Raw genomic sequence first — 22562 nt, 5'->3', positions numbered from 1 at the left:
AATTGTATTACTGATAACGTGATACAATCTCACTTAAATTCTTATCTTGTGTACCTTCTCCAACTGCAGAAAACTTCCATTCATTCCCATCGCGATACATTTCGCCTGCAACTAACGTTGTTTTCCCGCCGTAATTTTCCGATAAATTATAACGCGCTAATTCTTCACGTGTTTGCGGATTTTGAATACGAATATATGCGTTCTGAATCATGCCAAAATCTTGGCGACGATTCACGCAATCATAAATATTTACAACAAATACTAAACGATTAATACGACTCGGAACTTTATGTAATTCCACGAAAATTGTTTCATCATCGCCAGAACCTTCACCTGTTAAATTATCACCTGAATGAATAATACTTCCACAAGCAGAGAGTTTATTTCCAAAATAAACAAGATCATTTTTATTTAAAAAACGATCATTTTCTAGCATAATCACAGATGCATCACAATCGATGTTTGGTTTACTTCCAAATAACGAAGATAGAAATCCACCTGATTGTCCAATTGGATCCCATCCTAAGCCAACCTGTAATTTTGCTACTCCTGGTTGTCCCTTCGTTAAATCAATCTTCTGTCCTTTTTCTAAAATAATAGGCATGAAGTTTCTTCCTTTCTACAAGGTATTTTCCAAATGGGAAAATATTGTATTCTCCTCTTATATTGTAGCATCATTTGTCAATTGAAAAAAAGAATAAATTTTCAATTATATGAAAATATCTGTATCATTTATTCATAGGGATGTAATAAGTGGTAAATTGAACCAATCATTCCCGCATGATTGCGATTTTGCGCTAAACTAATCTCACATGTATTATAAATTTCTTGATGCAAATATTTCTGTACTTCTTCTTTCACTTCATCTAATAACTTAGTACCTCTTGCCGTAATACCACCACCAATAATAATCGTTTGTGGATCTTTAGCATTTAACGCTTCATTTGTACACGCAGATTCTTTACCAAAAGTTGAAGAAATAGGACAAGGTGCGAAAATTATGCATAGTCTAGATTCAACTTATAATGCTGAAGCAAACATAAAAAATTCAATAAAAGTTTCATTCATTGATGATCCAAATACTGATAAAAAATATGCTATCGTTTTTACAGAAGGAAGTAATATTGCTTCGAATTTTTCGCGTGGTACTGGCACATATTCAGCTCAGATTTTCTGGCCATCCGCTTTTAAAACAGGGTTAGAAATTACAAGTAATGACAATGCAAAATTTTATAAAGTTTCACCTAAAAATGAAATTGAATCAAAAACAGTATCTTCTACAGTTTCATACAATGTAGGTGGGAGCTTAGAGGTTAAACCAGAAGGTCCCTCATCTTCCGTATCAGCTGGTGCATCTTGGTCCAATACTATATCATATGAATAACCAAATTATAAAACGTTTTTAACAAATAACACAGATAAAAAAGTAGATTGGAATGTAGAATTTAATCAATTTTATAATAAAGGATATGGACCTTATAATAGAGATTCAAATGGTTATTATGGTAATGAATTATTTATGAGCTCACGTACCGATCCACTCATTAATGCAGAAGATAATTTTTCATCAGACAGTGAACTTCCATCTCTAGTAAGATTTGGTTTCCAACCAAGTACAATGGCAATCATAATTGCAGATAAAAATGCAACTTCAACAGATTTATCTGTAAAAAATGCTAGAGAACGAGATGTGTATACATTATCCTATGAATATTTAAAAGGTTGGATAGGATCAAATAGCAAAACCTATAAGCATCCTCACGACAAGTTTGGAACTATAGATAATTATAAAATTGATTGGCAAAATAATAAAATTATTCACCAAAATTCTAATCTACAAACATGGAATTAACAACAAATTCTTATCTATAATAGTTAAACCTATTCCAATACTGGAATAGGTTTTTTACTTAATATTTGAATGTGAACTTTTAAATATTAGTTTACTTTCAGTGACAGGAGTAGCACCATATGCCCATCAACCTAATATTTTGGAGTACCCCAAAACAAAAATTTCACCTCATTACAATTGTCTATGAGAATTCAGTTCATTTTTTTGTTTTAGGGAACAATTAATTTCTAATACATGTCTTAATGCGAAAATGTGATATTTCGTTACCTCCCTATATGCAATATTGCATATAAGAATGTATTGATAAAAATGTAAGCGCTTACTATAATAAAAGCATAAAGATAAATCACATCTTAGCATCAACAACAGAGGAGGAAATCATATGACAATCGCAATGGCAGTTTTATCATTCCTAGGTGGAGTACTTCCATTAGTAACAGAACTTTTAAAAGCAGTAATGTAAATTCATTGTTCCACAATTATTTATAAAAATTATCATACCTTAATACGAAAAAAGAGGAGGAAATCATATGGCAATCGCAATGGCAGTTTTAAAATTTGTAGGTGGAATCATTCCATTTGTACAAGAACTTTTAAAAGCAGTAATGTAAGTTCATTATTCCGCAATTATTTATAAAAATTATCATACCTTAATACGAAAAAAGAGGAGGAAATCATATGGCAATCGCAATGGCAGTTTTATCATTCTTAGGTGGAATCATCCCATTAGTAGGAGAGCTTTTAAAAGCAGTAATGTAAGTTCATTATTCCGCAATTATTTATAAAAATTATCATACAAATGATCTGTATATCAAAGATGAATTGATGTGCAGATCATTTGTGTGAACAAAGTCCCTTTAACATTATGAAGGGACTTTTTCAAATTTCTACATGCTTGAGGTTCCATCACATCAACATCAAGTTAAAGCACTTTTAAAACATTGAAAAGTGCTTTTTATTTATTATAAATATGAAAGTAAACTTTTGAATATTAGTTTACTTTCATAGGTTCTCTCTGTTTATTAAAAAACACAATTGGTTATACAACATAAATTGCATGGCCAATTGTGTTTTTATGGAAATTACAACATTTCTTATTTCAAACCGAAATTACGTGATAATTCTTCATCATGAGAAGCAACAGCATCTGCAGTTTTAGTAAGTTGAACATCAATCTCATGTAATAATTGTGAGAAGCTTTCTACTTTTGGTCTTAGATCGTTGAATTGTCGATCAAAACCATCAAAAGCACGACCTTCCCATTCTCCACGTAATTCATTTTGTAATCCTTGTAATTTTCCAAGAATATCTTTAATTTCATCAGAGCTTCGTCCGTATAGTTTAGCTTTTGATTTTAGCTCCGTAGGACTCATACGAATTTGTCCAGCCATTTTAATCTCTCCTTTAGTATATAATGAGTAAAATGTATATTTTGGTTAATTTTACTAAATACATTATAAAGCATTGTTAGAAACTTTCAAATATTTTATTTTTCTATAATAAAAAAACAAGAGTAATCGCAAAGACTACTCTTGTTTCTTTTCCTTCTCTTCTTTTTCAATTTCGGATACAGACTTTGCTGGTTTTTTCATGTAGTTATCATATAATTCTCCAGAACATCCAAAATCATTTTCAAAGTCCTTCGTATTACTGATACCAGCATCAAATCGTAATTCTTTATTACCATTTATATATCCCTTTACATGAGGAACTCCCATTGGACTCACCTTATGTTCTGTGAACTTAATAGATTTGACATCGTTAATATTATAACGAATATACTTTTCCACCCGTGCTTCTTGCACTTTCCAAAAATTCACTTCTTTTTCTTTTTCTAGTTCTTTTTGTTTTAAGTATTCCATAGTAAAATATCCTCCTGCTATGATTACCATAGCAGATACAATCAAAATCATTATTTTTTTCATAAGAAATCCCCTTATAAAAAACTTACCATTGCATTCTTCTTAAAATGGGATAGAGAAAAAAAGAGTAGTGCAAAGACCACTATTGTTTTTTTGCTTTCTCTTCCTTTTCAATTTCTGATACGGATTTTTCAGGGTCTTTTATCAGTTTCCCCAGTTCTCCAGAACGCGAAGAATCATCTTCAAAATCTTTTGTTGTACTAATACTAGCTATAAACCATAACTGTTCATCTTTATTTATATAACCCTTTAATTTAGGAACGCCCATAGGACTTACTTCTTTTTTTATAAATGTAATAGACTTTACATCTTGAATATTATAATGAATATACTTTTCTACTCTTATTTTTTGTTCTTTCCAAAATTCCCCTTATTGTACTTGTTCTTTTTCTTTTTGATTTAAGTATTCCATAGTAAAATACCCTCCTGCTATGAGCACCACAGCAGATACAAACCAGATGATTATTTTCTTCATAGAAAACCACCTTATAAAAAACTTACCAATGCATCCTTCCTAAAATGGGATAGAAAAGAAAAGAGTAGTGCAAAGACTACTCTTTTCTCTTTTCCTTCTCTTCTTTTTCAATTTCAGATACGGATTTTTCAGGTTTTTTTATTAGTTTTCCAAGTTCTCCAGAACGCCCCAATTTTCTATCAAAAGTATCATTATCATCAAGACCAGCATCAAACCATAATTCTCTATTATCATTTATATATCCTTTTATATGAGGAACCCCCATAGGACTTATTTTATGTTCTATAAACGTAATAGATTTTACATCTTGAATATTATAACGAATATACTTTTCTACTCTTGCTTCTTGTGCTTTCCAAACCTTTTCTTCCTTTTCTTTTTGATTTAAGTATTCCATTGTAAAATACCCTCCTGCTATGAGCACCACAGCAGATACAAACCAGATGATTATTTTCTTCATAGAAAACCACCTTATAAAAAACTTACCCAAGCATTCTTCTTAAAATGGGATACAAAAGACAAGAGTAATCGTAAAGACTACTCTTGTTTTTTTCCCTTCTCTTCTTTTTCAATTTCGGATACTGATTTTTCAGGTTTTTTTATTAGTTTTCCAAGTTCTCCAGAACGATCAAATTGATCTTCGAAATTTTCTGTAGTACTAATACGAGCTACAAAATCTAATTGTTGGTCATTATTTATATACCCTTTTAGTCTAGGAATTCCCATAGGGCTAGTTTCGTGTTCTGTAAATGTAATAGATTTTACATCTTTAACATTATAACGAATATATTTTTCAACTCTCGCCTCTTGTGCTTTCCAAAACTTTTTCTCTTTTTCTTTTTGTTTTAAGTATTCCATTGTAAAATACCCTCCTGCTATAATACAAATAATGGATAAAATAATTACCAATTTCTTTTTCATTTAAAATCCCCTTGTATTTGAATATAGTTAAAATATACCATGAAATGAGTTGAAACATATGAGTGAATTTAAAAAGAATACCATTGCGACAGATGAAGATTATTTCAATTTATCGGACGCCGTTTATGATGATCAATCTTTGCACAAAGGAAAAGAAATAAAAGGGATCGATGGTAAAACATGGGTCGTTATAGAATCAATAAATGCAGATTATCAAAAAGTAAAAAATGGATTACAAGCTATCGCAGTAGTACCAGCAGACAAATATGATGAAAATGCAACACATTATGATGATATAATCCTAGCATTTCGTGGAACAGAGCCTAAGCAATTAGCAGATTTCGTGACAGATATTGATCAGATTTCGTTCGGAATTAAAACACATTCTAAAGTAATTACTCCAAGTAACAGTCAAACAATAAAACCTGATTCTGCAACATCATTTGATACTGGATTGAAATGGGCAAAAAATGACATCGTAGAAAAATATCACCCTTCTTCTCTTCATACTACTGGACATAGTAAAGGTGGTGCAGAAGCGGACCTTATCGCTGCAGAATTAGATTGTTATGCAACTACATGGGCTGCACCGAATCCCTATCGTTTACTAAGTCCTGAAGCAAAAAAACGAGTAGATGAAGGGAAAATGGAAAATAAAGCAACTGATTATACACATGAAAATGACCCGATTGGTAACCACACTCAATTCGGTGCACCTCTAATTGGTAAGCAATACACAACGAGACAGAACGATACAAAAGAAGGATTTCTTACACGTTTAACTATGGACGGGCACGGCAGAGATACATATAGGGGATCCTTTCATTCAAATGGAAGTCCCATATTAAAATTAGAACCTGAAGATATTATAAGACAAGCAAAAAAAATTCAAACGCTCAGCAATCGATTATCAGATATCGCAAAAAATATAGAAGAGTTTCAAAGAAAAGAAGCTGAAGCAGTTCAAAAGTTAAAAAGTCAATTAAAACATGAAACAGGGTCAGGTGGAAGATATCATTTATTAGAAGAACACGAAGTAGATGAAGCCATCTCACAAATTGCTAAAATTAGAAAAGGTGGAAATGACTATTTTCATGACGCAAACATAGCCGAAGAATTAATCCATATTTTAAGAAAAGAACAAAAAAGTTTAAGCCAATTCGGAGATGAAATTAGTGATGCAGCAAATTCACTAAGAGATAAAGACAACCAATTAGCAGGAAATTTTCAGATTAAATAAGGGGATAATTATATGATGGATTTTATGGGAGAAATTAAAAAGATAGAAAAACAAATCGAAAATGCTGCAGGAGCCGCAGGAGATTTAGCAAATCAGGTTGTTGATGAATTACAAGCTGCTAAAAAACAAATTGAAAGAGAAATGCAGCGTATGATGTTAAAAACAGAGGTAGGGTTTAAATCAATAGATATTATAAAAGAAGATACATATGCTCTTCAAAAAAACATAGGGGTATTTCACGATTTACAAACAAGTATAAGAGATATAGCAGCAGAACTAGAGAAAAGTTTCGAAAGTAAAACTGGTAGTGAAATAAATGAAACATTAAAAAAATATGAAAAACAAATTAACAACAAAATTTTTAATGAACATGTTCACTTGGCAAACAGTTGCGGAAAAAAATAAGAGAAGTAGAAAAAACTAAAAAATCGCTATTATTATATTAATTTATACACATAAAAAAGTCCTCTTATATAGGACTTTTTTTCTTATTTCGAAAGTAAACTTTTAAATATTTATTTACATTCATTTCCCTTGATTTTATTGACTTTATCGCAACTTACCCATTTTCCTCAAAAATGACTAGAAAAGTATATATTCAAAACACTGTAAATAAAGAGGTGTAAAATCCATAAACAAAAAAACACATCTCATTGATGTTCAATCCATACCAAGATCACAAATTACCTTAAAATACATTGTCATTAATAAAGAAAAGAAAGATAATATACTTTATACTTTTTCCATCTAATACTATTAACTTTATAAAACAAAATATTATAAATGAAAAAATTAATAACAGGAGAACATGCATGGAGACAAAATTACAGCAAATTAAAATATCCTGGAAAGAATTTATTTTAGGAACATTGTTAGTCAACTTTATAGCAATAATAATTATAGGTATTCCATTAAAAATGACCAGTTCATTAAATTTCATTCAACAAAAATTTAACAATGATAGTCTTATAATTGTACAAGATTTTATATTTGATATTTTTTATTTATTTATATTGATTCTGTTTATATTAAAATATACACCTTTTCAAAAAATAATTATATCTGTATGCAATATCAAACCTTTATATTCATCTCAAACATATCTATATATTTTATTAGTATATATAATCGATACTTTTATCGATAAAATAACAAATTTATATTCTTATTCTGCTGAAATCCAAGCTGAACATTTAGGAATAGAAAATTTATATGAGCAATCATTCACTATTAATATAATTGCTATCCTATCAATTGCATTAATAGGACCAATTCAAGAAGAAATTATATATCGTGGGATTATACTTAAATTTTTTGAAACAAAATATTCTTTTCTAGCTGGATTAATCCTATCTAGTTTACTATTTGGAATTGCTCATAACTACGATATCGCATTTATTATTTCTGCAACAGTAACGGGAATCATGTATTCATTACTCTACAAAAAAACAAATTCCATTTTCCCTTGCATAATAGCTCATATTACTTACAATCTTTCTACATTTTTATAGATTATACTAAATATTATGTAAGTGGCTGTACGAAATGCTTTGAATCCTAACATCGTGGAACAAGATCATCGCTTGCATACATGACGTTCATGCCTTGTGCCTTATCACCTAAGTTTCCGCCATCGTTCCTTTTCGATATTGTTCTATTGGTTCATAGGAAACAATAGAAATAATTAAAACAAAATAACTCCATCCCCAAAATACATACTGTAAATTTAAACAAACATATAAATAGACCTTTATCTCAAATTTTATAAGTTCGAGATAAAGGTCTATTTTAAAACTTACATAATTAATACGCCTTGCCCCAATACACCATATGCTCTGCTTTCTTCCCACAGCATACACATTCTTGTACTAATTCTTCTTGCTCAAATGGTATACAACGCGATGATACTCCTGCTTCTTCTTTTAATTTTTCTTCACAAGCCAGCTCACCACACCACATTGCCTTAATAAACCCTTGCTTTTCATCAGCCGCTTGCTTCATTTCCTCAAAGGCTGTAACACTATATGTGTTTTCATCGCGAAATGCCTTTGCTTTATTAAATAGAGAATCGTGAATCTCATCAAGTAATGATGTGATACGCTCTTCTAATTGATCCATTGATACGAACTCTTTTTCCTTCGTATCGCGTCTGACAAGTACCACTTGATTCTTCTCTATATCTTTTGGACCAACTTCTAATCGAATTGGAACACCCTTCATTTCATACTCGTTAAATTTCCAACCTGGCGTTTTATTACTAGCATCTATTTTTACGCGCGCAACTTTTTGAATACGTCCTTGTAGCTGGGTTGCCTTTTCTAACACACCTTCTTTATGCTGAGCAATTGGTACAATAACAACTTGTACTGGTGCTACTTTTGGCGGCATCACTAGCCCGTTATTATCACTATGAACCATAATAAGTCCACCAATCATTCTTGTTGATACGCCCCAAGATGTTTGATGTACATATTGCCATTTTCCATTACGATCTAAAAATTTAATATCAAACGCTTCAGAGAAATTAGTCCCAAAGTTATGAGATGTTCCTGTTTGAAGCGCTTTTCCATCATGCATTAAACTTTCAATCGTATATGTTGCTTTCGCCCCTGCAAATTTTTCTTTTTCCGTTTTCTGTCCTTTAATTACTGGAATTGCTAAGTAATCTTCACAGAAAGAGGCATACAGGTTTAAAATGTTTAACGTTTCTTCTTGAGATTCTTCTGCCGTTTCATGAATTGTATGACCTTCTTGCCATAAAAACTCAGTTGTACGAAGAAATGGTCTCGTCGTTTTTTCCCAACGGACAACCGAACACCACTGATTATATAATTTAGGTAAATCATTATAAGACTGGACAATTTTTGAAAAATGCTCACAAAATAAAGTTTCAGATGTTGGACGAACGCAGAGTCGTTCCGCTAACTTCTCGTCTCCTCCATGTGTAACCCATGCTACTTCAGGTGCAAATCCTTCCACATGATCCTTCTCTTTTTGTAGTAAGCTCTCTGGAATAAACATTGGCATATACACATTTTCATGACCGGATTCTTTTAGTTTCCCATCCATCACTTTCTGCATATTTTCCCATAACGCGTATCCATACGGACGTAAAATCATACATCCTTTTATACTTGAATAATCAACTAACTCAGCTTTTTTCACAATATCGGTATACCACTGAGCAAAGTCTTCTTCCATTTTTGTAATAGCTTGAACTTGTTCTTTTGCCATATTCTTTTCCTCCTTTAGAAAATAAAAAAAGCCCGTGTCCCCTAAATAGGGACCGAGCTTTTGCCGGCGTTACCACCCTGATTCATGCACAAATAAATTGTACATGCTCTCTTTTTGATAACGGGAACTTCCCGCTGCATATGCAGAACGCAAAGGTAGGTTCCATATCGCCTTTTTAAGAATCTTCCAGCCAAATGGATTCTCTCTCTAGAAAAAAGGTGGGACATGTACTAATCCTTTTTCATCGTTATAACGAAATAAATTTGTTGAATATCATAATATAAATTCTATTTTAAAACAATAGCTAATTTTCTTATTTTTATATATTCTTTTCGTTTTTTTCTGTTTTATACTGAATTTACACATAATTTTTCCGAAAGAGTTTTACAAATTGATGAGTAATCATACCGATGATTGTTCCCACTAAAACAAAGAAACATGCAATACCATAACCCATTCCATCCCATCCTCCAATAGCGAAGATAGTAAAAGGAAAGAAAGCTAAACAAAGGAGAATTAAAATAAGTGCAAATATAATATCAAACGGTCTCTTTGGAAATTGCTTCTTTAATAAAAATGAAACAGCAAATACAATGAGAATTGTTACAGCTCCAATTATAAAAAACACTTCAAATCCATTCATTCCATATCCTCCTTCCATCAATTTCCCTATAATTATTATATGTTTTAAAATTCAAAAAATAAACAATAAACCTTCCTCATGGATGATTTTTTATAATCAGATATTAATAGTGATATACAATAATAAGTATCATAAAATTTGCAGGGATCTACTAAATGTCCCTTATCAATTTTTTATTTTCGCCCTAAGCAATTTTACAATTTGATGAAGTAACATTCCAACAACTGTTCCAATTAGTATAAAGAAACATAAGAAACCATATGCCATACCTTCAAATCCACCAATAAAAAATAACGTGATTAGAAAACAAATTAGACAAATTATAATGATAATAAGACCAAACGTAATATCAAATGAGCGATTCGGAAAGCTTTTTCGTAACATGAACGACACAAAGAAAACAACAATTACTGTTAGGATACTAATTATTAAAAAGGTTTCCATCTTTCTTCCCCCTTGATTTCTTCTTACGCACATTATACTCTTATCAGTCTGAATATATAAAAAATACTTTCTTCTCCGAAAGATATTTTTATTACTAGGTATTAATAGTAATATATAATAATAGGTTATATAACAGGAGGTATACACAATGGGCAAGCCATTAACAAATCATGTAATTGTTTTATCTTTTGACTGTTTATCAGCTTTAGATTTTCCTATATTACAAGAACTTCCTCATTTTCGGTCTTTAATAGAACAAGGTGCAATTGCAAAAAAAGTAGAAGCTATTTATCCTTCTGTAACATATCCAAGTCACGCCACTATTGTAACTGGTAACTATCCTAACAAACATGGTGTTGTAAGCAATACATTACTTCAGCCTGGCAGGGAATCACCAGATTGGCATTGGTACCGCCGTTCTATTAAAGGAACGACATTATATGACGAGGCACGAAAAGCGAATTTAACAACAGCTGCACTTCTATGGCCTGTTACAGGAAGAGCAAAAATTGACTACAACTTACCTGAAATTTTTCCAAACAGACCGTGGCAAAATCAAGTTCTTGTTTCATTATTTAGTGGAAGCCCGTTGTATCAGCTAGATTTAAATCGTCGTTTTGGCCATATTAGAAAAGGGTTGTCACAGCCCGAACTTGATGATTTTGTCCTCGCCTCAGCCGTACATACCATACAAACAAAAAAACCGAACGTCATGTTTGTTCACTTTACAGATTTAGATACACAAAGGCATTATCATGGATTTTCTTCTACAGAGACAACAGCTGCTATTCAGCGGCACGATGAGAGACTGGGGAAGATTATCAAAGCATTAAAAGTAACTGGTATATACGAAGCAAGTACAATTATTGCCCTCGGTGATCATAGCGCTCTAAGTGAGAATAAGGCTATTCAATTAAATGTTCTTTTCCATCAAAAAGGACTCATTTCAGTAAATCAAGATGGCAAATTAACAAACTGGAAAGCTTATTGCCAAAGCTGTGATGGCTCTGCTTATGTACATGTAAAGGATAAAAATGATATCCAAACTATACAAGTTGTCCAACACCTTCTTGAAGAACTCCTTCAAGATAAACAAAATGGAATCGAATTTATCCTTCATGATGAAGGCGCAAAAGAGCGCGGTGCTGATGGAAACTGCCTTTTTATGCTTGAAGCAAGAGAAGGCTATTACTTCACCGAAAACTACACAGGAGAGTTTATAAAAGAAATCTCGGAAAAAGATGTAACTCCCAGTAAAAAATACACGTTCGGTACGCATGGCTATTCTCCAACAAAACCAAACTATGAGACCATCTTCATCGCCGCTGGAAAAGGCATTCGCCAAGGTGCAATTATTCCTTATATGCGTCTCATTGACGAAGGACCGACCATTGCACGGTTGCTCGGATTATACCTTGGTGAAACTGACGGAACTATAATAGAGGATTTACTTCAATTGTAAAGAAATGTGTATCTATGTAAAAAATACGTAAAACTTACCTCTGTTTCTCTTTTTCCTATTTCTATTTTTGTACACTAATGTTAGAACGACTATAAGGAGGAACATTCTATGAAAAAAATGTCCAGACAAGAAAAAAGCTGGATATTGTATGACTGGGCCAACTCGGTATACTCGCTCGTCATTACAACTGCACTATTTCCTATTTATTTCAAAGCTGCTGCAAAAGAAGCAGGTCTATCTGGAGCAACTTCAACAGCTTATTGGGGATATGCAAATTCTCTCTCAACACTTTTAATTTCTATTCTCGCTCCTATTCTCGGTACAATTGCCGATTATAAAGGCTTTAAAAAACGCTTTTTCACATTCTTTTTTGGACTCGGTATTATATTTACAAGTATGCTAGCTGTTGTTCCAACATCACAGTGGTATTTACTACTAGGCTGCTATATGCTCGCTTTAGTTGGATTTGCTGGAGCAAACATTTTCTATGATGCATTTTTAGTAGATATCACAACAGAAGATCGAATGACCCGAATTTCAACTCGTGGTTTTGCATTAGGCTATATCGGAAGTACAATTCCATTTATTGGATGCCTCACTCTAATTATCCTTGCCCAAAAAGGAACAATCCCATTATCAGTTGGTATCGCCAGTCAAATTTCCTTTGCAATTACAGCTCTTTGGTGGGGATTATTTACGATTCCGATGCTCAAAAATGTGGAACAAACGCATTATATTGAACGGCACCCAAAACCGATCACAATGAGTTTTAAGCGCTTAGCTAATACATTTAAAAATATCCGTCAATATCGCACTGTATTTTTGTTCTTGCTTGCTTATTTCTTCTACATTGATGGCGTCGATACAATTATTACAATGTCCACAGCTTATGGCACAGACCTTGGTATTAGTGCGACAAACTTACTTATTATTTTATTTGTAACACAAATTGTCGCTTGTCCATTCGCCTTGCTGTATGGGAAACTATCTGAAACGTTCAAAGACAAGAAAATGCTATATGTCGGTGTTATTATTTATATCATTATTTGTGCATACGCTTATTTCTTAAAAACAACACTCGACTTTTGGATTTTAGCAATGCTTGTCGCAACTTCTCAAGGCGGAATTCAAGCGCTCAGCCGCTCATATTTTGCAAAGTTGGTACCGAAAGAATCTGCAAATGAATTCTTCGGATTCTATAATATTTTCGGTAAGTTCGCAGCTATTATGGGACCCGTATTAGTCGGTGTAACAACTCAGCTAACAGGAAGAACAAATGCTGGTGTACTAAGCATTATCGTTTTATTTATAATCGGCGGATTCATACTAACACGAGTACCAGAAAATGCGACTTCTGTTACACCACCTGCTCCAAAATCGGAAACACTATAATAGAAAATGTCCCTTTCTGCATGCAGAAAGGGACATTTTCTATTATTCTATCGATACCTCCCACTACCATATATATCTATTTTAATTTCCCGACATCTAAGTCGTGGTTATGAAAAAAAAAGAAGTTCTCCACTCGTTTTCTCCTTCTGTTTTCACATGGCATGGGGTAAAAAAGACACCGACCGCTCCTACCCATGGGCGGATGCTCTCTCCCACCTAAAAGGAATGGTTTTATGTCGGTCTTTCAATCCGTATTTATATAAAAACTCTACTGCTTATACAAAAATAATTTATCAACCGTTGTCCCTAATACTTCAGCTAAACGAAATGCCAGAGCTAAACTTGGATCATATTTATTATTTTCAATTGCATTTATCGTCTGTCTCGATACTTTACATTTATCAGCTAATGCACCTTGTGAAATATGATTTTCAGTGCGCAATGCGTAAATTTGGTTTTTCACATCTTTTCTCCTAGCCTGTAAAATTATTTTTACAATATCAGTATATATTTGGTACATATAGTTGTCAAAAAATCCCCATATAAAGTGAAACTTTAATCAGCGGGGGTCTTACTGTCCGTTAATGCGGGATAAAAAAGGAGCATGAATCGCTCCTGTTCTAGTAGAATTCCTACACCAAAGAATCCGTAACCCCCTTTTGATTTGCATCCTCTTTTTTATTTCTAACTTCTTCATTTATTCTCATACGTAAAATTGGTAAAATCGCGAGTAAAATAAGTGACATCGCTATACAAAATACAATAATAAGTGAAGTCGCTTCTTTTAATCCCCCAGCTAGTGAATTTCCAATTAACATAGTTCCCATAAAAAGCGGTAAAATTGTACCATTTACACGTCCTACCATATTCTCCGGTACAAGCTGAATCATAAGTGTTCCAACCACAATGTTCACACAAGCTAAGCAAATTCCCGTTCCAAACCGCATCAAACTAGTAATCCAAAATGATGTAGACAGTCCTTCTACAAGAAAAGACATAGCCAAAACACCCATACCAAACACAAACATTTTTTTCGGATTCACTTTTGAAGCAAAGACTGCTGCAACGACGCCTCCAATGAGCATACCTATTCCATCAGCAGCTGCTAAATATTGAACAGCCTCCTTCTCCATTCCCAATCGTTCAATAACAAGAAATATTTCTAATGGATTTGTTAATCCTACTGCTAATCCAATAATTGCGAAAGTAATTGTAATCATACATAAATTTTTTGTTTGAAGGACATACCTCCATCCCTCTTTTATATCATTCCATAATGAAATACCCTCAGTTTTCTCTTTTTCTATCCATCTTGGTAAAAACGAAAGAGTAATAGCCGATAACACAAACAATCCAATTAAGCTATATAGTGAAATAAACAACCCAAGCTGTGTATAAACAATCGATCCTACAACTGGCCCAAAAATCATAAATAGTGACTGTAGCGTTTGGTTTATTGCAATTGCATTTGCAACATGTTTTTCTTCTACGTAGCGTTTAAATATTCGTGACGATGAAGGCTGAGAAAATTGTCCAACAACCGCTGAAACAAGCGCTGCAAAAAATATAGCCTGCCAATAATCCATTTTTAACAAGAACACAATTCCAATAATAGATACCATACTCAGCATATCCCCTACTACCATCGTTCGTTTCGGATTCCAACGATCTGCTAACGCACCACCAATGAATGAAAAAACAAAAATGGGTGCGTATTCCATAACCGATAATAATGAAACTGAAACGGGATCATTATTTGTTCGCTCCATAACGAAATACAAAAGTGCCATATTTCGAATCCAAATTGCAAACTGCTGTAAAATATCAGACGCCATAACAAGCATAAATGCTCGATTTTTAAATAAAGATTTCATACTATCTCCCCTTTATAAACCGACCGTCCAGTCTAATTTAGTATGAAAGAAAAGCTGCTGATTTAAGATTCAGCTGCCATTCCTTGTAGCAGTACATCTATTGCCTTCTTGTAAATGCGTTTCATTTCTGTAGAGTCTAGCTCATAGTAAAGTACCCCAAGCCCTGATAATAAGCCATTTACAATGTACATAAGATCCCTGGTATCTCCTTGACGGAATTCTCCAGATTTTATACCTTCTTCAATTAATTTTTCAAAAACACCATATGATGCCCTTGCTAAAACCAGCATTTCATCCAGAGTTTCTTTGCTCACAATTTGACTTGTAGAAAACTCTTCCACGGCACTAAAAATAGGCTGTTGTATATCTTCCACGTGGTACTCTGCAAGCCCATATAATTTTTCGGTACTCGTATGATAATGCTTTTCTTTTTCATTCCACTTTTCAAGCCAATCATACGTATGTTGTTTTACTACAAATAAAAATAATTCTTCCTTGCTTTTAAAATGATAATAAATGCTACCTTTACTACGTTCAGTAATTTCACAAATATCTTCCATAGATGTTGCAGCGTATCCTTTTTGTGAAAATAACTCTTCCGCTTGGTACGCTATTTCTTTTTTTATCTCTTCTGCACTCTTCCTCATGTTCACACCTCACCGAACCGACCGTTCAGTCTAATATTAACAAATATAAACCCTCTTTTACAAGAGGTCATATTCCTTATTTAGGAAAAAGTATTCTCAAACCATGTTCGAAGTGTATGAATAGCTCCAACCTTCAAACCAAGTTTAACAATAAATACTCCCCCTGCAACTAATAAAAATAAAGCTACCTTCCCTTTATTTTTAACTTTCGGCTTCTTCTCCATGTTCATTCCCCTTATAACATCATATATTCCTTATTTATTAATACATTGCATTTAAACAAACGTTTGTTTAGCTGATTCTATACGGATTCAAGTCAACTAATCAAACGTTTGTTTAAAAAGAAGTACGCCCATAAAGAGCGTATTTTTTTAATCTCCACCACCGCCACAGCTACCGCCATCACCACCTGAAAAACCGCTATCTCCTCCAAACGAACTTCCACAATCATGTGAATTATCGCTATCAGATCCTGCAAAGAAAAATGGTGTAGAAGTAGCCGTAGTGGATGTACTATCACCAGTACCTGATTTATAAAGATTTACTTTCCGTTTATTCGATCTAATTGATTTTACAATCATTCCAATTAAAACTAAAAACAATAATGCCGCTATTACAAATCCCATATGAAATCCCCCTTTTATTTTCTGAACATTTGTAATCTTCATTCTATATTCCCTAAGGAAATAAATCGTGACTCACAAAGTATTTCTTTTCCTTGATGAAATAATAAAACTGTTGGTGCTGTAAATACTAAATACTTCGCTGAAATTTCTTTCATATCCTCCAATGAAACGACAATATTTTCCACATTTTTATAATGCTTTAACAAACGATTTACCTTCTCTAACATCACATCACGCCACAATTTCCGGTTTTTATGAATAAAAGTAATCATCCTTGTTCTTCAATATATGCTATTAATTCTTCTATTACATATTTTTACTATTATTTTACACGAAAAATTTAAATGATACCACGATATGGTATCTAAAAAAATTAGGTCTCAATTTTATTTATACCTATATTCCAAAAAATAAAAAAGTGCGGTACCTCTTATATTTGAGCTACCGCACTTTTTCAATCTTTCTTTAATTTTCTCGCAATCCCGTTCCCTAGAGATTGTAATCCTTGAACAAGAATAATTAGGATAAAGACTGTTGCATACATCACTTCTGGCTCATAACGCAAATGACCGAATCGATATGCTAAATCTCCAAGACCACCTGCTCCTACAAGTCCAGCCATCGCAGTTGCACCGATTAATCCAATCGTTGCGATGGTCAAGCCGAGCACAAGCGATGGACGCGCTTCTCTAACCATAACGTGCCAAATAATCTTTATAGTAGAAACTCCCATCGCTTGATACGCCTCAATTACACCACGATCCACTTCTAGTAAAGCTGTTTCCATTAAACGTGCAATATAAGGAGCTGTAAATACAACAAGCGGTACAATCACACCTTTCACACCAATTGAAGTTCCCATAAGCAGTTTTGTAAACGGTAGAATGAAGAATAATAGAATAATAAATGGAATAGAACGAATGACATTAATAATTGTATTAAAAATAGGGTATACGATTTTATTCTCTAGTTGACCACCAGGCCTTGTTAAAACAAGTGTTACTCCTAGTGGCAATGCAATAATAATTGATATAAGTAGTGAAATTGATGTCATTTGAAACGTTTGAATCGTTGCTTCCCATATCACGTTACTCCATTCATTCAAAAAGGACTTGTTTCCCATACTCTTTCCTACCTCCTTCTACGATGATTCCTTGTTCCTGTAAAAATACTAAAGCTCTATGTACCTCGTTTTCTTCACCTTGCATATGAACAACGAGTTTACCGTACGCTTCATGCTTTAATTGTGTAATATTACCAGATAAAATATTGGGATACACTTGGAATCGTTTTGTAGCAACAGCCAATGCTGGTTCTCCTGAAGAGTTCCCTATAAACGAAAGTGTTACAATCTCCCCAGTGTTTTTTAGCTCTTTCTGTACTTCTTCCGGAATTTTAGCTGCAAAAGCGCTGTTTACAAATTTTTTCGTGGTTACATGTTGCGGATTTGTAAAAATATCCTTTACTGTGCCACTCTCAACCACAGCCCCATTCTCCATTACAGCAACTCGATCACATATACGCTGAATTACATTCATTTCGTGTGTAATTAGCAAAATCGTAATACCTATTTTCTCATTGATCTCTAGTAGCAAATCTAAAATAGAATCTGTTGTTTCTGGGTCTAATGCACTTGTCGCTTCATCACTTAGCAAAATTTCTGGTTCATAGGATAGTGCACGCGCAATCGCAACACGCTGTTTTTGACCACCAGAAAGCTCACTTGGATATGCATCTTTTCTATCAAAAAGGTCAACAATACGTAAATATTTTTCTACTCTTTTTTCAATTTCAGTTTTTGGAATCCCAGCTAGACGTAAAGGTAATGCAATATTTTCATAAACATTGACTGTTTTTAATAAGTTAAATCCTTGAAAAATCATCCCGATTTTTTGTCTCGCTTGCGCTAACTCTTTTGTAGATAAAGTTGTTAAATCTTTTTCATTTACAATTATATTTCCTGTTGTTGGTTTTTCTAATAAATTTACACAACGGATTAATGTACTTTTACCAGCGCCACTATATCCGATGATTCCAAATACTTCTCCTTTCTCTACTTTAAGAGAAATTGGTTTAAGAGCTTCAACCTTACCTTTTTTTGTTGTAAATACTTTGGATACATTTTTCAGTTCAATCATTATAGTCAGCTCCTACCAAGATGGCAAAACAGAACCATCGAATTTTTTCTCAATAAACTCTTTAATTTCTTTAGATTGATACGCTTTCTTTAATTTTTTTACAGCTGCATCATCCTTATTTCCCGTACGAACAACCACCCAGTTTACATATGGTGAATCTTTTCCTTCACGGAAAATAGAATCTTTAGCTGGATTTAGTTTTGCACCTAATGCAAAATTCGTATTAATCGCCGCTGCTTTCACTTCATCTAGCTGCGTTGGTAATTGTGACGCCTCTAATTCAACAATTTTCAAATTCTTCGGATTCTCAATCACATCTTTTGCAGTTGCTTTCTCGGTTGCTTTTGGATCAACCTTTAAAACACCTGCTTTTTCAAATAATTTTAATGCCCGAAGTTCATTCGTTGGATCATTGGGTACAGCAATTGCATCTCCATCTTTTAACTCTTTTACATCTTTCAGTTTTTTAGAATATACTCCCATTGGGAACGTTACCGTTGAAAATACTTCTGTCAATTTCATATTGCGTTCTGCTTTAAATACATCTAAATAGGATTTCGTTTGATAGCTATTCACATCAATGTCTTTTTCGTCTAACGATACATTTGGTGCTACATAATCATTAAATACCTTTAAATCAACTTGTAGACCATCTTTTGCCGCCACTTCTTTTACTTTTTCAAAAATCTGTTCATGTGGTCCACCTGTTACACCAACTGTAATCTTTTTCTCATCTAGCGCTTTTGCTTCCTTCCCCGAATCAGCACTACATGCGCCTAATAACAATACCGTTCCACTTACAATACTTAACAACAACTTTTTCATATACAATTCCCCCTTATATATATCTGTTCTTAAACAAAAAACACCTCTCAAATAAGAGAGGTGTCGAATAGACAAAATAGGCTCCTCTCTTATCTTCCAAAACGAAAATCGTTTTGCAGGAATTAGCACCTTAGCTTATAATTCATAAGCTCGGTTGCCGGGCATCATAGGGCCAGTCCCTCCGCCTCTCTGGATAAGAGTATTTGTATTAAATTTTTCAAAAACTATGGTACTAATAGTAAATCTCACGAAAAATTTTGTCAATAAGATTTTTTTGAATATAATTTATTTACGAATAATGGATTTCTTTCTTCTAATTATCTATTTGGTAGTCTCTAGACGTAATGAGCAATAGCTATGTACAAAGTATCCCTATCGTTAATATACTAGAACAGCAAATACTTTATATAAACAAACGAAAAGAGGTTATACTGTATGCAAGATAAACATGCTATACAAACCCTACTATTATCTCAGATAGAAAAACTCTCTCAATCCTTTCATTACGATTTTTTATATGAAGAGGCACAACAAGGAACGCTATGCCAAATACTTTTACGAGATGATAACGGCTCCATCGTAGCAACGCCACTTAGTTTTCATATGTTGATAAACGAAGTTGCTGGTAAAGGAGAACTTATTTTTTATAACGAACATGGTGAATTTCATCGACAAAAATTTGATATTTATACGGAAGAAAGTATTGTTAAATTACTATTATTCATTCAAGAACGACTACAAGTAAATCAATAAATAATATGAAAGCAGCTACGTAACATGTAGCTGCTTCATGATCTTCATACTAAAATATTTTATGTCTTGCCCATTACACTCCTAAATAAACGGCTCTCTTATTTTTTAGTAACGTTCATTTCCTCCAGATTCCAAACTCTCGTCACCCAAGATTCATAAAAAGAAGGTTCATGAGAAACGAGTAAAATTGTTCCTTGATAGTGTTCTAAAGCTTCTCTCAATGCCTCTTTCGCCTGTACATCTAAATGATTCGTCGGCTCATCTAGAATTAAAACATTACTCCGCATTAACATAAGTTCACATAAACGTACCTTCGTTTGTTCTCCACCACTTAAAAGGCAAAGAGACTGCCGAATATGTTCTTCCTTTAAACCACACCTTGCTAAAGATTGACGAACTTCTTTTTGCGTCATATCTGGACGACCTGAACATACTTGCTCAAGTGGTGTAACTTCTACCCTAAATTCTTCTTGAGCAAAATATGCAGGTTGTACCCGTTCTCCAATATGAACTCTCCCGCTTAATGGTTCTAATTGTCCTAACAACGTTTTTAGCATTGTTGTTTTTCCAATTCCATTATGACCAACAATTGCAATCTTTTCGCCCCTTTTCACTTGTAAATTAAGGGATGGAAACAATGGCTCCACGTAACCAATTTGAATTTGCTGTGCTTGTAATATGCGGCTCACAGGCTCAGTGTGAATCTGAAAATGAAAACGCGGCCGTGGTACATCGTTATGTTTTCCGATTTTTTCCATTTTCTCCAATACCTTTTCACGGCTTTTTGCCTGCTTTGCTTTTCGAATTTTATTTTTTTGAATAAAACTCTCTAAATTTGCAATTTCCTTTTGTTGTCTCGTATAAGCCACTTGCAATTGCTGCTTCTGCAAGCGATAACTTTCTAAAAATCTTTCATAATTCCCCGTATAGCGCTTTATTGTTTGCCCTTCTAAATGATAAATAACATTCGTAATATTGTTTAAAAATGATTCATCATGTGACACAACAATATAGGCATGCTCATACGCTTGTAAATACGCCCTTAGCCAATCTATATGAACTGTATCTAAATAGTTTGTTGGTTCATCTAATAGTAAAACATGTGGCTTCTCTAAAAGAAGCTTCCCAAGTAATAACTTTGTACGCTGGCCACCACTTAATTTTGAAACATCTTTTTTCATCCCTAAGTCTAACAATCCTAAACCAGCTGCTACTTCTTCTATTTTCGTATGAACTTGATAAAAATCTGAACCCTCTAGTATATTTTGTAATTCCCCATAGTGTACTAATAACTTATCTAAGTCTGTTTCCTTTGCCATCTTTTCAGCAATGACTATCATTTCACGTTCAATCGCATACAAATGAGAAAATGCACTTTGTAAATATTCCTCAATTGTTGTTCCTTCTTGTAAATCAATGTGCTGCTCTAAAAACCCCGCCTTTACATGCGGAAACCATTCAATCATTCCCCCATCAGGCAAAACTTCTCCTATTAAAAGCCGAAGCAATGTTGATTTTCCTGCACCATTACTTCCGACAAGCCCCGCATGTTCACCTTGTAATAATCGAAAACAAGCATTATATAAAATGGTTTTATCTCCATACGTATGTGTAAGATTTTCTACTGTTAATACGCTCATTTTTGTTCTCTCCTTTTCTTTATAACTAACAAGCCAAATAGGGAGAACAGCAAAATAAAGATCTTATTTAATTGTATATATGAAAAATGGGTAAGGTGAACACACCTTACCCATTACACATTACTATTGTAAAAAAGGATTAAGGTTCTTTACCTGCTGTCTTCAATTTGGCTTAAACTTTAAAAATGGGCAGACTTCTCCCATATCAAGCTAAAACCATTTGAAGAACAGTTGATAAAGTCATCTTATCCTTTCACTCCTTTATAAATCATTATTGTCTTATAATAAGCATGCACCATGCTCTTATATTTTATTCGTTATGAATCTTTTGGTTCCTCTTTTTCTTTTAAAATTCCTTTGGATATTTTCTCCATTGCATACAGACTTGTAAAATCTAAAATGAGTAAATCCACTCTTTGTTCAATCATTTAACCCATTGTTTCTCCCTCTAAAACAAAAAGCTTCTTAACAGTC

The 22562-nt window shown here is 33.3% G+C and carries 23 protein-coding genes, 4 pseudogenes, 1 riboswitch and 1 other annotated feature; of the genes and pseudogenes, 7 read left to right on the top strand and 20 right to left on the bottom strand.

Annotated elements, in window-relative coordinates; translation table 11 throughout:
* Window positions 1-7: 7 nt before the first annotated feature.
* Together ORL93_RS19090 and ORL93_RS19085 are read right to left on the bottom strand one after the other, a co-directional pair.
* On the bottom strand, window positions 8-604 hold the full coding sequence (locus ORL93_RS19090) for a TerD family protein (protein WP_006093378.1): 597 nt from the start codon (window positions 602-604) through the stop codon (window positions 8-10).
* Window positions 605-732: 128 nt separating this feature from the next.
* A pseudogene (locus tag ORL93_RS19085) lies at window positions 733-924 on the bottom strand (ROK family protein); the annotation flags it as partial.
* A gap of 76 nt (window positions 925-1000) precedes the next feature.
* On the opposite strand from ORL93_RS19085, the pseudogene ORL93_RS19080 reads away from it, so the two are divergent.
* Window positions 1001-1852 (top strand): annotated as a pseudogene (locus ORL93_RS19080) (beta-channel forming cytolysin).
* A gap of 1094 nt (window positions 1853-2946) precedes the next feature.
* On the opposite strand, the gene ORL93_RS19075 reads toward ORL93_RS19080, so the two are convergent.
* The 5 genes and pseudogenes from ORL93_RS19075 to ORL93_RS19055 form a co-directional block, all read right to left on the bottom strand.
* Window positions 2947-3243 carry a WXG100 family type VII secretion target gene (locus tag ORL93_RS19075; protein ID WP_003204763.1) on the bottom strand — a complete coding sequence of 99 codons (297 nt, stop codon included), beginning with the start codon at window positions 3241-3243 and terminating at the stop codon, window positions 2947-2949.
* A 135-nt stretch (window positions 3244-3378) separates the two neighbouring features.
* Window positions 3379-3777 (bottom strand): DUF1433 domain-containing protein, encoded by a 399-nt coding sequence (locus ORL93_RS19070; protein ID WP_098161410.1) that lies wholly within the window; start codon window positions 3775-3777, stop codon window positions 3379-3381.
* Window positions 3778-3856: 79 nt separating this feature from the next.
* Window positions 3857-4249 (bottom strand): annotated as a pseudogene (locus tag ORL93_RS19065) (DUF1433 domain-containing protein).
* 76 nt (window positions 4250-4325) lie between these two features.
* Window positions 4326-4709: a DUF1433 domain-containing protein gene (locus ORL93_RS19060; RefSeq protein WP_144569332.1), complete on the bottom strand. Its 384-nt coding sequence runs from the start codon at window positions 4707-4709 to the stop codon at window positions 4326-4328.
* Window positions 4710-4786: 77 nt separating this feature from the next.
* Complete coding sequence (locus tag ORL93_RS19055; RefSeq protein ID WP_144569333.1) at window positions 4787-5170, bottom strand: DUF1433 domain-containing protein; 384 nt, start codon at window positions 5168-5170, stop codon at window positions 4787-4789.
* A gap of 58 nt (window positions 5171-5228) precedes the next feature.
* Between ORL93_RS19055 and ORL93_RS19050 the strand changes: the two genes are divergently transcribed.
* The 3 genes from ORL93_RS19050 (at window position 5229) to ORL93_RS19040 (ending at window position 7921) form a co-directional block, all read left to right on the top strand.
* A complete protein-coding gene (locus ORL93_RS19050) occupies window positions 5229-6410 on the top strand; it encodes a lipase family protein (RefSeq protein ID WP_144569334.1) in 1182 nt (393 codons plus the stop codon).
* A 12-nt stretch (window positions 6411-6422) separates the two neighbouring features.
* Window positions 6423-6815, top strand: coding sequence for a hypothetical protein (locus ORL93_RS19045; RefSeq protein WP_006093394.1), 393 nt, complete (start codon window positions 6423-6425; stop codon window positions 6813-6815).
* 407 nt (window positions 6816-7222) lie between these two features.
* Entirely contained in the window at window positions 7223-7921 is a 699-nt protein-coding gene (locus ORL93_RS19040) for a CPBP family intramembrane glutamic endopeptidase (RefSeq protein WP_018782576.1), read from the top strand.
* Between the two features lie 292 nt (window positions 7922-8213).
* Here ORL93_RS19040 and proS read toward each other — a convergent pair whose 3' ends face one another.
* The 3 genes from proS to ORL93_RS19025 form a co-directional block, all read right to left on the bottom strand.
* Window positions 8214-9644 carry a proline--tRNA ligase gene (gene proS / locus ORL93_RS19035; RefSeq protein ID WP_265959376.1) on the bottom strand — a complete coding sequence of 477 codons (1431 nt, stop codon included), beginning with the start codon at window positions 9642-9644 and terminating at the stop codon, window positions 8214-8216.
* Window positions 9645-9688: 44 nt separating this feature from the next.
* Window positions 9689-9898: a binding site (T-box leader), on the bottom strand.
* Between the two features lie 104 nt (window positions 9899-10002).
* Complete coding sequence (locus tag ORL93_RS19030) at window positions 10003-10287, bottom strand: YesK-like family protein (protein ID WP_018766549.1); 285 nt, start codon at window positions 10285-10287, stop codon at window positions 10003-10005.
* A gap of 165 nt (window positions 10288-10452) precedes the next feature.
* Complete coding sequence (locus ORL93_RS19025) at window positions 10453-10731, bottom strand: YesK-like family protein (RefSeq protein WP_018782577.1); 279 nt, start codon at window positions 10729-10731, stop codon at window positions 10453-10455.
* A gap of 148 nt (window positions 10732-10879) precedes the next feature.
* Between ORL93_RS19025 and ORL93_RS19020 the strand changes: the two genes are divergently transcribed.
* Both ORL93_RS19020 and ORL93_RS19015 read left to right on the top strand, forming a co-directional pair.
* On the top strand, window positions 10880-12193 hold the full coding sequence (locus tag ORL93_RS19020; protein WP_006093402.1) for an alkaline phosphatase family protein: 1314 nt from the start codon (window positions 10880-10882) through the stop codon (window positions 12191-12193).
* Between the two features lie 108 nt (window positions 12194-12301).
* On the top strand, window positions 12302-13585 hold the full coding sequence (locus tag ORL93_RS19015; protein ID WP_003194782.1) for an MFS transporter: 1284 nt from the start codon (window positions 12302-12304) through the stop codon (window positions 13583-13585).
* A gap of 268 nt (window positions 13586-13853) precedes the next feature.
* Here ORL93_RS19015 and ORL93_RS19010 read toward each other — a convergent pair whose 3' ends face one another.
* The 9 genes and pseudogenes from ORL93_RS19010 to ORL93_RS18970 form a co-directional block, all read right to left on the bottom strand.
* Entirely contained in the window at window positions 13854-14105 is a 252-nt protein-coding gene (locus ORL93_RS19010) for a helix-turn-helix transcriptional regulator (RefSeq protein WP_006093406.1), read from the bottom strand.
* Between the two features lie 112 nt (window positions 14106-14217).
* Entirely contained in the window at window positions 14218-15459 is a 1242-nt protein-coding gene (locus tag ORL93_RS19005) for an MFS transporter (RefSeq protein ID WP_098135383.1), read from the bottom strand.
* A gap of 62 nt (window positions 15460-15521) precedes the next feature.
* Window positions 15522-16106 carry a TetR/AcrR family transcriptional regulator gene (locus ORL93_RS19000; RefSeq protein ID WP_003194773.1) on the bottom strand — a complete coding sequence of 195 codons (585 nt, stop codon included), beginning with the start codon at window positions 16104-16106 and terminating at the stop codon, window positions 15522-15524.
* Between the two features lie 80 nt (window positions 16107-16186).
* Window positions 16187-16330, bottom strand: a complete 144-nt coding sequence (locus tag ORL93_RS18995; protein ID WP_003194771.1) for a hypothetical protein — start codon at window positions 16328-16330, stop codon at window positions 16187-16189.
* A gap of 147 nt (window positions 16331-16477) precedes the next feature.
* Entirely contained in the window at window positions 16478-16732 is a 255-nt protein-coding gene (locus ORL93_RS18990) for a hypothetical protein (protein WP_003205752.1), read from the bottom strand.
* A 38-nt stretch (window positions 16733-16770) separates the two neighbouring features.
* Window positions 16771-17039 (bottom strand): annotated as a pseudogene (locus ORL93_RS18985) (thioredoxin family protein).
* Between the two features lie 147 nt (window positions 17040-17186).
* Window positions 17187-17855 (bottom strand): methionine ABC transporter permease, encoded by a 669-nt coding sequence (locus ORL93_RS18980; protein ID WP_265959375.1) that lies wholly within the window; start codon window positions 17853-17855, stop codon window positions 17187-17189.
* Window positions 17830-18870, bottom strand: coding sequence for a methionine ABC transporter ATP-binding protein (locus ORL93_RS18975; protein ID WP_265959374.1), 1041 nt, complete (start codon window positions 18868-18870; stop codon window positions 17830-17832). The genes ORL93_RS18980 and ORL93_RS18975 overlap by 26 nt, the downstream gene beginning before the upstream one ends.
* A gap of 12 nt (window positions 18871-18882) precedes the next feature.
* Window positions 18883-19695 carry a MetQ/NlpA family ABC transporter substrate-binding protein gene (locus tag ORL93_RS18970; protein WP_018782582.1) on the bottom strand — a complete coding sequence of 271 codons (813 nt, stop codon included), beginning with the start codon at window positions 19693-19695 and terminating at the stop codon, window positions 18883-18885.
* An 86-nt stretch (window positions 19696-19781) separates the two neighbouring features.
* Window positions 19782-19895, bottom strand: a riboswitch (SAM riboswitch).
* 235 nt (window positions 19896-20130) lie between these two features.
* Between ORL93_RS18970 and ORL93_RS18965 the strand changes: the two genes are divergently transcribed.
* Window positions 20131-20448 carry a hypothetical protein gene (locus ORL93_RS18965; protein ID WP_018782583.1) on the top strand — a complete coding sequence of 106 codons (318 nt, stop codon included), beginning with the start codon at window positions 20131-20133 and terminating at the stop codon, window positions 20446-20448.
* A 98-nt stretch (window positions 20449-20546) separates the two neighbouring features.
* On the opposite strand, the gene ORL93_RS18960 is transcribed toward ORL93_RS18965, so the two are convergent.
* Window positions 20547-22088, bottom strand: a complete 1542-nt coding sequence (locus ORL93_RS18960; protein WP_018782584.1) for an ABC-F family ATP-binding cassette domain-containing protein — start codon at window positions 22086-22088, stop codon at window positions 20547-20549.
* Window positions 22089-22562: the final 474 nt, after the last annotated feature.

Origin of the sequence: Bacillus sp. DHT2 (assembly GCF_026241455.1) — a bacterium.
GTDB lineage: Bacteria > Bacillota > Bacilli > Bacillales > Bacillaceae_G > Bacillus_A > Bacillus_A pseudomycoides.
This window is presented reverse-complemented; position numbering and strand designations above follow the sequence as displayed.